The organism is Acinetobacter geminorum, from assembly GCF_013009345.1.
Lineage (GTDB): Bacteria > Pseudomonadota > Gammaproteobacteria > Pseudomonadales > Moraxellaceae > Acinetobacter > Acinetobacter geminorum.
Genome location: NZ_JABELE010000010.1, coordinates 155169 through 168767 on the forward strand (window position 1 = coordinate 155169; position 13599 = coordinate 168767).

10 protein-coding genes and 2 tRNA genes are annotated in these 13599 nt (G+C 38.2%); 5 read left to right on the forward strand and 7 right to left on the reverse strand.

Translation table 11 applies throughout. The features are described from left to right. Positions 1-215: 215 nt before the first annotated feature. Positions 216-2330: a TonB-dependent siderophore receptor gene (locus HJG58_RS11440; protein WP_170248942.1), complete on the reverse strand. Its 2115-nt coding sequence runs from the start codon at positions 2328-2330 to the stop codon at positions 216-218. Between the two features lie 304 nt (positions 2331-2634). Here HJG58_RS11440 and HJG58_RS11445 point away from each other — a divergent pair, with 304 nt between their 5' ends. Then, complete coding sequence (locus HJG58_RS11445) at positions 2635-3222, forward strand: DUF2726 domain-containing protein (RefSeq protein ID WP_170248943.1); 588 nt, start codon at positions 2635-2637, stop codon at positions 3220-3222. Between the two features lie 89 nt (positions 3223-3311). Here HJG58_RS11445 and HJG58_RS11450 read toward each other — a convergent pair. The 3 genes from HJG58_RS11450 to pyrC all read right to left on the reverse strand — a co-directional run bounded on the left by HJG58_RS11450 (position 3312) and on the right by pyrC (position 5087). Next, a tRNA-Glu gene (locus HJG58_RS11450) sits at positions 3312-3387 on the reverse strand. An 18-nt stretch (positions 3388-3405) separates the two neighbouring features. Then, complete coding sequence (rnt, locus tag HJG58_RS11455; protein WP_002117536.1) at positions 3406-4068, reverse strand: ribonuclease T; 663 nt, start codon at positions 4066-4068, stop codon at positions 3406-3408. Further along, positions 4053-5087: a dihydroorotase gene (gene pyrC, locus HJG58_RS11460; protein ID WP_005070491.1), complete on the reverse strand. Its 1035-nt coding sequence runs from the start codon at positions 5085-5087 to the stop codon at positions 4053-4055. The genes rnt and pyrC overlap by 16 nt, the downstream gene beginning before the upstream one ends. A gap of 149 nt (positions 5088-5236) precedes the next feature. Here pyrC and HJG58_RS11465 point away from each other — a divergent pair, with 149 nt between their 5' ends. Then, entirely contained in the window at positions 5237-6499 is a 1263-nt protein-coding gene (locus HJG58_RS11465) for a GGDEF domain-containing protein (protein WP_170248974.1), read from the forward strand. A 60-nt stretch (positions 6500-6559) separates the two neighbouring features. On the opposite strand, the gene argG is transcribed toward HJG58_RS11465, so the two are convergent. Next, positions 6560-7918 (reverse strand): argininosuccinate synthase, encoded by a 1359-nt coding sequence (gene argG, locus HJG58_RS11470; RefSeq protein ID WP_014206117.1) that lies wholly within the window; start codon positions 7916-7918, stop codon positions 6560-6562. Between the two features lie 297 nt (positions 7919-8215). Here argG and HJG58_RS11475 point away from each other — a divergent pair, with 297 nt between their 5' ends. From HJG58_RS11475 to HJG58_RS11485, 3 genes are all read left to right on the forward strand, one after another. Then, on the forward strand, positions 8216-10246 hold the full coding sequence (locus HJG58_RS11475) for an NADPH-dependent 2,4-dienoyl-CoA reductase (RefSeq protein WP_170248945.1): 2031 nt from the start codon (positions 8216-8218) through the stop codon (positions 10244-10246). An 85-nt stretch (positions 10247-10331) separates the two neighbouring features. Next, positions 10332-10421, forward strand: a tRNA-Ser gene (locus HJG58_RS11480). A gap of 367 nt (positions 10422-10788) precedes the next feature. Further along, a complete protein-coding gene (locus HJG58_RS11485; protein ID WP_170248976.1) occupies positions 10789-11106 on the forward strand; it encodes a hypothetical protein in 318 nt (105 codons plus the stop codon). An 11-nt stretch (positions 11107-11117) separates the two neighbouring features. Here the strand turns inward: HJG58_RS11485 and HJG58_RS11490 are convergent, their stop codons facing one another. Continuing rightward, positions 11118-12218 (reverse strand): M48 family metallopeptidase, encoded by a 1101-nt coding sequence (locus HJG58_RS11490; RefSeq protein ID WP_170248947.1) that lies wholly within the window; start codon positions 12216-12218, stop codon positions 11118-11120. Positions 12219-12238: 20 nt separating this feature from the next. Further along, entirely contained in the window at positions 12239-13327 is a 1089-nt protein-coding gene (locus tag HJG58_RS11495; RefSeq protein ID WP_057068586.1) for a YjgN family protein, read from the reverse strand. Positions 13328-13599: the final 272 nt, after the last annotated feature.

The window sequence follows — 13599 nt, forward strand, 5'->3', positions numbered from 1 at the left end:
TCTTCAAATTATAGTTTTGACCTATTTTTAGTATAGGACATCATTTAATTTTTAAAAATATTAATAAATCAATAAATTATGTTTTTATACAAGAGCAGCTGAATAAAAAGCCATTACCTTAAAAAAGCAGTGGCTTTTTAGTATTTGATATCCCTAGTGAGATTTTAAGTTAGGTTATCGCTGTGAAACGACTGTCTATTAGGTGCCTTTAGAGTTTAGAACGTATAACTCATACCCACTTGAACCGTGCGTGATTCACCTGGATATGCATATAGATTAAAAGCGCTTTCATCATAAACTTTGTCAAAAAGATTTTTCAGATCTAAGTTAATACGAAGTTTTGGTGTTGCCTGATAATAAGAAACCAAATCTGTAACCGCATAACCTTTCATGGTGTAAGTACTATTTGCTGTTTGACCTGCACGTTTATCAATATATTTTTGATTAATGCCCAAACCTAAGCCTTGTAAAGGGCCATCCTGAAATTCATAGATATTTAAAAGATTAAAACTATTCTTTGGAATATTGGCTAAAGCGGTTCCTTTTTGCAGAGTATTGTCTTTAGTCACTTCAGCATCTGTATAGGCATATCCACCAATAATTTTCCAAGCTGGAGTGATTTGTCCCGCAACATTTAGCTCAACACCACGGCTACGAACTTCGCCAGCAGCAACTTTATAGGCTGAATCTACAGGATCGAGAGTTAAGACATTTTCTTTTTTTGCATAAAAAATTGCAGAGTCAACCGATAGCATATTGTCGAGTGTTTGCCATTTAAAGCCTAACTCGTAAGCCATGCCTTCCTCTGGGTCAAATCCCTCTCCATTACGGCTAGCATCAGTGTTAGGTTTAAAAGATTTTGCAGCATTGCTATAGATTGAAAGGTCATCACGGGCTTTAAAAACTAAACCTAAACGCGGAATAAATGCATCATGACTGGTATTCCAGTTTGCCGTATTCGGTAATAGGTTTTTGTAATCATGTTCGTAGTGCTCAAAACGCAAACCCAGCAGTGCACTTAAACGCTTATTTAAATCGATTTGGTCCTGTACAAAAAGGGCTGTTGTTTTTAAATTTTCGCGGTCATGGGTCGTAATATTTTTAAGTTCAGGGAGAGGTTGGCCTAAAACTGGATCATAAATATTGATCGGGTAGTTATTTGACTTAGCATCTGAACGAATAATATATGACTTATAATCATAATTTTCATATTCAAGCCCTGTCACTAAAGTATGAGCTAGACCTAAAAGTTGGAAATTACCTGTTAGATTAATTTGGGCATCGGTATCTTGCCATTTTAATTCGCGATAGTTGTAATTTCGGTTTAAAGTTTCTCCATCAGCCTGTATGCCATTTGCCTCTACCGCATAGCCATGCAATTTGCCATTTAAATATTGCACACCAGCATTTAGCTTCCAGTCATTACCAAGGTCGTGCTCGACTCGTAATTGAGTCATATTGTTATCATTGTAGAGTCGGTTGTTGTATTTACCTGTTTCCCATAAATAGGTTTCGGGTGAACTATTAAAAGACTTCTGGCCTGCATAGCGTGTTTGGCCACGATCAAGCGGATGCTGATTTCGTAAAATATCGGCTTCAAAAGTAACTTTGGTTGCATCAGAAGCTTGCCATTGAATGACTGGTGCAATTCCATAACGTTTAGATTCGACATGATCGCGATAACTATCGCCGCCTTCTGCAATCACATTTAGGCGATAACCGATGTTTTCGGCATTTGGGATAGTACCTGTGGTGTCTACCGTGGTGCGGTATAAACCTTCACTGTTAAGCTGCGCGCCCAAAGTGGTTTGTTGCTCAGACTTTGGTGTTTTAGAAATTAAGTTGAAAGTACCACCTGGGTCACCACGACCATATAAGCTAGAAGAGGGTCCACGTAAAACGTCTACACGTTCAATAGTGTTGCTATCTGGAGCATTTGGATAACCACGGTTAATCGGGAATCCATTACGATAAAATTCACCGCTAGTGAAACCACGAAGGTTAAAGCCTGTTAACCCTTGGCCGCCAAAATTATTAGCACGAGTCACACCGCCAGCTAAATCAAGTGCTTCAATCAAACGTGTCGCGCCAATATCTTCAATTACTTTTTGAGTCACTACACTGACAGATTGTGACGTATCTTTTAATGCGACTTCACTACGTATTGCGCTACTTGAACTATCGACTTTATAAGTTTGGTCAGCAGCTTGTTGGGCTTTAATCTTAATGGTAGCAAGCGTTGTTGATGAACTATTGGTTTCTGCAAAAGCGCTTGAGATACAGCATAGTTGAGCGATGCTCAGGGAGAGGAGGCGAAGCTTAAGATCCATTTAAAACCTTTTTGATAATAAATATCAGTATAAAAATAAGAATTATTATATTGTAAATCTATGTAAAGGAAATACCTGATCCGTGATATATGTGTACAAGTGTATTTTATTAGGAAATACAAATGGCAAAAAATTAAACAACAAGAATTGATTAGTTTAAATAATTATAAATTACAGACTAAAATAGAGTATCAAATACATAGAACAATAGCCTTTAAAATCAAATAAATAATTTATAGCTAGCCGTTTCTAATTGTATTTTTGAAAATCAAAATAGTTTTTATATTTATTTAGGGGAAATTCGATGTTTGCGATTGTTGGTATATTTTTAATAGCCATTATGATATTGGCAATTTTAAATGTTTTAAAGAAAGGGGAAAGCAAAAATAGAAATGCAAAACGTAACCCAATTAAGGGAAAGCGTATTATTACTATGAATGAACAACCTACTTTTATGAAACTAAAGGAAGCTTTGCCTGAATATATTATTTTGGCGCAAGTTGCTTTCAGTGCTTTCATGACAGCACAAGGATACGCGACGCGTAATTTATTTAATCGCAAAGTTGCTGATTTTGTTGTGTTGGATAAAGCATTTAATATAGTTGCTATTGTTGAACTGGATGATTCTAGCCATAAGGGGAAAGAAAACCTTGATGCAGAGCGAGATGCTTTAATTCAAGAAGCTGGTTTTAAAGTCATACGCTATAAACGAACACCAGAATTGGCACAAATACATAGTGATTTTAATATTGCATCGAGTTCATTAGCTCAAGTTTCAATAGAACCAGTTTTAACAAAAACAAAGTTAGTTGCTGATGCAATAATTATTGAGATAGATGATCCAAGTTTACAACCCACTCAACATATTGATGAAGTAAAGTTGAATTCTTGATTTTGAAAATAAGAAATTTATCTCATGAATGATATTTGAAGTGAGATAAAATAATTTGGAGATAGGATTCTTTATAGATAGAAAGAATATGGCGTCCCTACGGGGATTCGAACCCCGGTTACCGCCGTGAAAGGGCGATGTCCTAGGCCTCTAGACGATAGGGACGTTGAGGATGGCGGTATCTTAAGAAGCCGCCACCAAACTGTCAAGGAGGTAAGGTGACAGTTTGTTCAAAATATAGCAAAACAGTTCAGCAGTCTTCTGAGTATCGTACAAAGCAGAGTGTGCTTCTTTACCATCGAACTCAATTCCAGCTTGAATACAGGCTTTAGCAAGCACAGTTTGTCCAAACATAACAGCACTTAAAGTAACCGTATCCATCACTGAAAAACTATGGAATGGGTTTTGGTTTTTTGTGCTTGTACGTGCAATTGCTGCTTGCACAAAACCAAGGTCAAAATGCGCATTGTGGCCCACTAAGACGGCATGTGTACAATGTTGCTGTTTACGAACTTCATTCACCGATTTAAAAATACGGCGTAATGCAGTGCGCTCATCTTCAGCCATTGCAATACGCATTGGATTGAATGGATCAATACCAATAAAATCTAGCGAACGGCGATCGAGATTAGCCCCTTCAAACGGGTTAATATGTGCATGAAATGCTGGACCAGGGACAAATTGTCCCTGAGCATCATACACAATTGGAATGCACGCAATTTCTAGCAATGCATCTGTCTGGGCATTAAAACCTGCCGTTTCAACGTCAACAACAACAGGTAAGAAGCCACGAAAACGTTGGCCAATGACCGGGACAGAGGTTTCTTGTGTCACACTTTTCTCCATTGCAGCGTTTTCCCGGCATGCAGCGGGATAATTTTTTGATCATCTAAATAATCAAAAGATTCTGGAACGAGGTTATCTTCTTTTACCAAAGTAATGGTAGAAGTATTACGTGGTAGGCCGTAGAAGTCTGCGCCAAAGTGGCTAGCAAAACCTTCTAAACGTTCTAGTTTACCCACTTGGTCAAATGCTTGAGCATAAAGTTCAATTGCATTAGGCGCACTATAACAGCCCGCACAGCCACACGCATTTTCTTTTGCATTTTGCGAGTGAGGAGCACTATCTGTACCCAAGAAAAATTTAGGGTTACCGCTCGTTGCAACTTCAAGCAAAGTGGTCTGGTGAGTTTGACGCTTTAAAATTGGCAAGCAATAGAAATGCGGTTTAATACCACCAACCAACATATCATTACGGTTAAATAATAAATGCTGAGGCGTAATCGTTGCAGCGACATTGCGATCTTGTTCTAAAACAAAGTGCGCAGCATCGCTTGTTGTGATGTGTTCAAGTACCACTTTAAGCTTTGGAAACTGTTTTAATAACGGTGATAAAACTTCGTCTAAGAAGCGTTTTTCACGGTCAAAAATATCAACGTGGTTATGAGTCACTTCACCATGAAGTAATAACGGAACTTGATGCTCTTCTAGTTGCTCAATGACCGCATAAACTTTACGAATGTCACTTACACCGTTATCAGAGTTAGTGGTCGCGCCCGCTGGATAAAGTTTAATGGCATTTACATGTCCAGATTCTTTAATTTTACGAACTTCGTCTGGTGAGGTGAAATCAGTAAAATAAAGCACCATACGTGGGTCAAAGTTAAGACCCTCTGGAACATGAGCAAGAATACGTTCACGGTAAGCCAATGCTTCTTCCACAGTTTTTACAGGTGGAACAAGGTTTGGCATACAGATCGCACGAGCAAATTGTTTGGCCAAATCAGGTACAGTACGTTTTAATGCTAAACCATCACGTAAATGTGCATGCCAGTCGTCTGGCTGGAGCAGGGTAATAGAATCCAAGGCAGTTCAAACTTCGAAATAAAACAAATGATAATCGATAAAGTGTGAAAATGGTAACGAGAATTACGGACAAATGGCAAAATAAAGCGGCAGAGGCCTTAAAAAATAATGTTATATTTTGTTAATGTGTAATGGGCAGGAATCAAGTAGTGGTAAATAGGGGAAATGTACATGAATTACTCAAAGCAAAGGAAGAAATAGAATATTTAGTAACTCTACATACCCATCGTTATGCCAACATGCCTTTACCACACCAATTAGAAAAAAAATTCTGGTGTCTGAATCTTGAGCGAACTAAACAAAATATCTCAAAATTTTTAGCAAGTGGTGTTTTAACCTATCTTATTTTTATTTTGTTGGTGTTGCCAACCGACTACTTAGTGATAGGTAAGCCTTATATTACTCTGGACTTTATTCATTGTTTATTAAGTGCAATGAATATTGCGCTTGCGCTCTTACTATTTTGGATTTTTGCCAAATCTAAAAAGCTCTCCGAGCACTTTTATTTTGCTGCATGTAGCATTGTTTTTTTTAGCATTATTACAAGTGCAATGTTGTTGCTAAGCGTCGGAAATATGGCGCTTAAAAATCAGTCGATGTTGCTACTTTCATTTTTATATATGCTTGGGTTTATCTTAAGTGGGATCAAGCCACTACATATGCTGTATGTAGGCTTATCAGCAGCAATATTGGTTTTTATTTTTCTTAATTTACTCAACGTAAATTGTGATTATATTGCACTTGGTCGAGCCTTGTTCGGTACTTGTATTTTAGGTTTTTCAATTAGCACCATGCTTATCTCTAGGGAAAGAAGTCTTTTTTTAAATAATCAGCTTGCTGAACTTAATGAACAAATTTTACGTATTGAGGCATCTGAATTGCTTCATTTAAGCCAGCAAGACGCACTGACTAATATCTCAAATCGACGTACTTTTGATGAGATGTTCGACTTTTTTTACTATCGTGCAAAACAAGAAAAGCGACCATTGGCCGTTTTGTTTATTGATATCGATTTTTTTAAAAATTATAACGATTTTTATGGACATCAAATGGGGGATAAAGTTATCTCATCTATTGCTGCTGCAATTAAAAATTCGATTCGGCATGTTGATTTTGTTGCCCGCTATGGAGGAGAAGAGTTTGTCGTGCTGTTACCGAAAACACCAGCTCAAGGCGCCTATGCAGTGGCTGCAAATATTTATAAAGCGATTGAGCGACAAGCCATTCCTCATGCAGCATCTTTAGTCTCTAAGCATGTCACGATTAGTTTAGGTTTTACTGTCTATACAGAAGGTTTTAAAGTAAATCAGGAAAAATTAATTCAAGCTGCGGATCAAGCTTTATACCGAGCTAAGCAGCTTGGACGTAACCAGATTTATTATCAACCTTTGGAAGTGGCTGAACTTGCGTGAGCACAAATATTTGAAATAAAAAAGCCACCTGTGTCGGTGGCCTTTTATTAAGTAAGAAAATTATTTTTTCTTGCTATCGAGTTGTGGCACAGCAGAACCTTGACCGATTGAAAGCAAACCAGCATCTGTATAGATACCAAGTTTTGCACGTGTATCGGTAATGTCGAGGTTACGCATAGTCAACTGACCAATACGGTCCATTGGCGTAAACATTGAATCGCCTTTTTCCATTGTTAAACGTTCAGCTTCGTACGTTAAGTTTGGAGATTCAGTGTTCATGATGGTGTAGTCATTACCACGACGAAGTTCAAGAGTTACTTCACCAGTAATCGCTTTAGCAACCCAACGCTGTGCAGTTTCACGCAACATAAGTGCTTGAGAGTCGAACCAGCGGCCTTGGTAAAGTAAACGACCTAAACGTAAACCGTTAATGCGGTATTGTTCGATCGTATCTTCATTATGAATACCAGTAACCAAACGCTCATAAGCAATATGAAGAAGAGCCATACCTGGTGCTTCATAAATACCACGAGATTTCGCTTCGATAATACGGTTTTCGATTTGGTCAGACATACCTAAACCATGACGGCCACCAATACGGTTTGCTTCAAGAATAAGCTCTACCGGATTGTCAAAAGTTTGACCGTTTAATGCAACAGGTACACCTTCTTCAAAACGTACAGTCACTTCTTCTGGAGTAATTTCAACTTCATCTTTCCAGAAAGCAACGCCCATAATTGGGTCAACGATTTTGATACCAGCATTTAGGTATTCAAGATCTTTTGCTTCGTGAGTCGCGCCCAACATGTTTGAGTCAGTCGAGTACGCTTTTTCTTTTGACATTTTGTAGTCAAAACCGTTGTCGATCAGGAACTGTGACATTTCTGCACGGCCACCGAGCTCATCGATGAAGTTTTGATCTAACCAAGGCTTATAAATTTTAAGATTCGGGTTAGTCAATAAGCCATAACGATAGAAACGTTCAATATCGTTACCTTTATAAGTTGAACCGTCACCCCAGATGTTTACGTCATCTTCTTTCATTGCAGTAACTAACATTGTACCTGTTACTGCACGACCTAATGGAGTCGTATTGAAATAAGGAACACCACCTGTACTGATATGGAATGCACCACACTGAATCGCAGCAATACCTTCAAGCGCAAGTTGTAAGCGGCAGTCAATTAAGCGAGCTTTTACAGCGCCGTATTGTTCTGCTTTCTTTGGAATTGCATCGTAGTCATCTTCATCAGGCTGACCTAAGTTTGCAGTATATGCATAAGGTTCTGCGCCTTTTTGTTTCATCCACAATAAGGCAGCTGAAGTGTCTAGGCCTCCGGAGAAGGCAATCCCAACTTTTTTGCCTACTGGTACATGCTGCAAGATAGTTGCATTATCAGTCATTGCTAATCCTAACATTTATGAAAAAGACCCCATATAGGCGGTCTTGAGAATTCTGAATGGCGGCTATTGTAGCACTATTCATGGTGCTTTTTTTCGCAAAAAAAGCATTAATTCACTTGTTCTGATTTGAAGTTTTAATTTGATAAAAAATATAAGGCTATTTATAGAATAAGAAGAAGTGAATGAAGTATTGTTCTTTAATAAATGGATTGACCATAAGCTCCGATAAATTTCTTTGCTTGGTCATCCAAAATTATCAAAAAAGTATTAAAGTACTATGCAACAAGTTGCAAAAAATTATTGGGACGCAGCATGACAAGTTACGCCAATTTATTAAAACCATTACATCTAGGCTTTACCACCATTAAAAACCGTGTGGTGATGGGTTCTATGCATACGGGGCTTGAAGACCGTTTTTACAATTACCCAAAGCTGGCAGCTTATTTTGAAGAGCGCGCAAAAGGTGGGGTTGGCCTGATTGTGACAGGTGGTATTTCACCGAACCGTCAAGGATGGTTAGCACCTGCTGGCGGAACCATGAATAGCTTATTTGATATTCCACAGCATCGTCTGGTTACACATGCTGTGCATAAACATGGTTCTAAAATCTTAATGCAAATTTTGCATGCGGGCAGATATGGTTATCAACCGTTTGTAGTGTCTTCAACAGCCATTAAATCTCCAATTTCCCCATTTAAACCACGCCAGCTTTCTGAAAAAAATATTCTGAGCACAATAGAAGATTACGCACAGTGCGCTGACATTGCCAAAAAAGCAGGTTATGACGGTGTCGAAATTATGGGCTCGGAAGGTTATTTAATTAACCAGTTTTTAAGTCGTCACGTGAACCAGCGGACTGACCGTTGGGGTGGTGAAATTGAAAACCGTATGCGCTTTCCAGTCGAGATTGTTAAAGCGATTCGTGCCAAAGTCGGTGAGAAGTTTATTATCTGTTTCCGCTTGTCATTACTTGATTTAGTCCATGACGGTAACACCATGCAAGAGGTGGTGACTGTAGCCAAAGCTTTAGAAAAAGCAGGGGTGACTTTATTAAATACCGGCATTGGCTGGCATGAAGCTCGAGTTCCGACCATTGTAACATCTGTGCCTCGTGCAGCTTTTGTCGACTATACTGCTCATGTAAAACAACATATCTCTATTCCGATTATTGCGTCAAATCGCATTAACATGCCTGAAAATGCCGAAGAAATTTTGGCAACTGGCAAAGCAGATATGGTTCAAATGGCACGCCCTTTATTGGCCGATGCGTTTTGGGTAAATAAAACTGCGACTAACCGTGTTGATGAAATTAATACCTGTATTGCATGTAACCAAGCCTGTTTAGATCATGCTTTTAAAAATAAGCGTGTGTCTTGTTTGGTTAACCCACGTGCAGGACATGAAACTGAACTGGTCTATTTAAAGACTAAACAGCCTAAGCGAATTGCAGTTGTGGGCGGCGGAGTAGCGGGTATGTCGGCGGCAACTGTTGCTGCAAGCCGTGGCCATGCAGTGACGCTGTTTGAGGCAACTTCAGATGTAGGTGGTCAGTTTAACTTTGCCAAAGTTGTACCGGGCAAAGAAGAATTTCACGAAACGATCCGCTACTTTAAAGTCCAACTGGAAAAAACTGGAGTGGACGTACGTTTAAATACTCGCGTAAATCGTGAGCAGCTTGAACGCGAAGGTTTTGATGAAGTGATTGTTGCAACAGGTGTAATCCCTCGTGCATTAAAAATTGAAGGAAGTGACGCGCCACAAGTCCTTTCTTATGCTCAAGTTTTGAAAGGGGCAGAAGTCGGGCAAAAAGTTGCAGTGATTGGTGCGGGTGGTATTGGTTTTGACGTGTCAGAGTTTTTACTTAAACCGCCACATCAACCACAGCCTCAACCTTTGGCTGATTGGCAACGTGAATGGGGTGTAGATCCAGATCCGAACTATGTTTCTGAAGGTGGTATGCAGCCGCCTGAAGTTGAACCAGCAATCCGTGAAATTTATTTACTACAACGTAAAACAACACCACTTGGTATTGGCCTTGGCAAGACTTCGGGTTGGGTACACCGTGCACAGCTTAAAAAGCATGGCGTACGTATGCTGCGTGGTGTGCAATATAAAGCAGTCACTGATGAAGGGCTTTGGATTGAGCATAATGGACAAGATCAACTTTTACGTGTAGACACTGTGGTGGTGTGTGCAGGTCAAGAGTCGGTAAAAGACTTGATGCCAAAAGAAGGTGAGTCGACTATAGCGAACTACCATATTATTGGTGGTGCAAAGCTCGCAGCAGAGCTAGATGCGAAGCGTGCGATCAAAGAAGGAGCAGAATTGGCTGCGCAACTGTAAAATTGATGAAACAATATGCACTTGAACACAAAGCGATGATATTTTTCTTGAATAAAATGAATAAGCTTTGTATTCTTACGCACATGGAAGCGTGGCAGAGCGGTTTAATGCACCGGTCTTGAAAACCGACGAGGGTGTGAGTCCTCCGTGAGTTCGAATCTCACCGCTTCCGCCAAATTCGAAAAGCCCCTGTTAATAGCAGGGGCTTTTTTTATATCTATTATTTTACCCCTCATCTTACCCTCCATAAAAATTTGGATTGAGTTGGGCAAATTTAGTTTTCATCTTAATTTTATATTGTGTAGTTAATCGCACCCTCATAATGGTCAATATCTTGTAATTGTTTGATGAATTCTTTCGGGGCGACTATTGCTGCTATATGTATAATTATGGGTAGAATAGCTCCTTATAATACTAATCCCTTTGCATCACTAACTTGCAAAGTAAAATCGCCTGATATGTACCAAATTTAAATTAAGAGATATGGATAATTCATGAATTTAATAAATCACAGTAGTAAGTTCTTTCTTGCAATTTTTCTTATGATGAATCTTTCAAATACATATGCAGCAAAAATACAGGCTGTAGATGCTGGAGTACAGGAGGGTGCTGTAGATGTAATGGGAGCTGCTGGAGCAGAAGATTTAGGTGGGCAAGAGGATATATGCCGTGCTGACGAGGCATGTGATGTTGCATCTGCTGTTTCTGAAGATGAAATGTACGGTGGCATTCAACAAGAATATGTCGTAAAAGGCTGTAAGGTAACAATCTACAACGATGGGCCTGTGAAAATGGTCAATGTAAAGACGGATCAACCATGTGATGCTCCACTTCCTAAAGACCATAAATTTTCTAGATAGTCTCTGTGTACCTATAAATTATTTTGTGCGCCTTTCTGTTTTTTCTCAAAATCATGAACCATTCGAATACGCTCTTCGGTTGCAGGATGAGAGGATAAAGCATCAAGAACAGCTGTAGATAATTTATTAGCTGAAGATTCTTCTTGAGAAGTTGCTGGGTTGGCCTGACTCTTTTTATCGATACCTTCTTCTGTTGTATCGCTTAAACGTTGTAAGAAATTTGCAAAGTGCGAGACTTTTATATGCTTCCTATCCATCAGCTGTAAAGCATATAGATCGGCTTCGGACTCAAATTTACGTGAGTAATTTGCACCAATCATAGCGGCAGGTAATGACGTAAATAAGTCTGAATTATCTCCGGTCATTGCAATGTATAATATACTTAGGCCTAAACTCGTTAACCCTTGTTGCAAACTATGGCGATAAACCAAATGGCCTTGTTCATGGGCTAATACGCCTAAGATTTCCTGATTCGTATGCGCTAATTTGATCAGTTCATCTGTGATAATAATCGTATTATTGGGTAGCGCTACAGCATTTGCCCCTAACTGATTACCTTTACGGAAGACTAATTTGGCTGGTTTGTTTTCAGCAACAGTATTCAAATATTGTTTAGTAATTTGATCTTTTTGAGTTTGTGCTAATTGGCTGGGTGCAGTCCAATTATTTAATACGTAATTCTCGGCTTCATCACCTAGTTTCTTTAAAGTATTCTCAGGTAATTGAAAAGCAAGATAATGGGACGTTGCTGGAACCCCCCATTTGACTAGACTGATCGCAAAAGTAATCACAAAAATTACACTAAAAAGAATAAGACCCGGAGAACGTTCAAATTTCCAGATCGAATGTTGAACCTTTTTAGTTGTGTAATTAAACCATTCAGGTAATGCACTATGAAATTCAATCCGTGCATCATCAGATAATTCAATTACTGGGTGTAACTGTCCCAGCGCACCAATCAATTTCATATCAGTATATTGATAATGACGCTGAAGTTCTAATTGCTCACCATACCGAATTAGAACTTCAGATTCAGATTGAGCTGAAATCTGAGCAGGGTATGGTTTAGAAACTAGGCCATCATAGAAAGTGATATCTACTGCGTGGGACATAAATTATTAAACTCAGATTATTATAAGGAGATGTCGATATCAAAAATATCACTGATTTCTTCAGCTAAAGCACTTTGCTCTTGTTGAGCTAGATTCATCATTTGATCTGGATCATCTAGTAAAATTAAACTCATCGATTCAATCTGATATTTGTGAATACGAACTGCAGCCCAAGCAGACATTAAACCTATGGTTAAGATTTTTACAATCCAGTTTGATGCTACAATCCATGCAAAACGCCATTGATTACAGTCTGTTTTAAATTGACTGTTTCCAACTGTAGTATTGTTCCATGTCGTAATAAAAATACGTGCAGCGATTAATGGATAAATAAATAATCCAATAAATGCATATACAGTAAATATTCCGAAGAATATAGCGTTTGGTGAGAACCCAGAAATTGTTCCTGCCATAGCAAAGTAAATGATTGAAAAAATAGCAATTATACCAATTGCAATAAAAACTGGTATATAAACTGCAGCCATATATGCAGACCATTTCGCGTTTAATTTAAAATTTAATTGTCCAGCATATAAGTTGTTAAGATAATATTTTTTATATAGCCAAATAGCTACAGGTGTAAAGATTCCTAAAGTGAAAATATATACCAATATACTCAAAAGAAAGACTTTATAAGATTCTTTTATCGTTCCACCAAAATAAAAACGTGCGTTGCCGAACTTACTATTTCTTGCAGTAAAACGCAAAGTAGCGCGAATTAGCCAAGGTACTGCTGCATATAATGCAATTAGTCCAACCACAGTCGCAATCATTGAATACTGTGATGAAATTGCAAATACGACGTAAATTCCTAATGCAATTAAACGTCCAATCAAAATCTTGGTTGGAATCCCTGTAAAATCAAAGCGGCGTTCAAAAAATTCTGTATTACCATAGAAATAGCGTAAGCGACGAACCTTAGCCCAAGGCGCATATAAGCTTAAGGTAATAATAGTCAAAAGAATATTAACGATCCAGATTCCAAAATATTCTGAGGCATTCCCATGAAACTTAAAATGATGAATTCCTGAGTGTGAAATTGGTGGAGTTGTAATATTTTGATCCTCATTTACATCTTGAGGAAGAGAGGTTAAAGCTTGGTCTTGCATTTTATTCTCTTTATTGAAAATATATGATCTTGATTGAATGTAATAGATAATTAGAAAACTATTGAGAATATTATATGTTTTTTATAAATTGAAATAAATAGAATGAAAAGCAAACAACTATTTTTACCATTATATTCTTATTGCGTTGTTTCGAGCAGCAAGCTTATCGCGAGAAGTATAAATAATAGGTTTAAAGGAGCCTGTAAATTATTTTGTGTAAGTTCCATTTTTTATAAATGATCTTTTAATCGATCATCGAACTGAATCGTAAA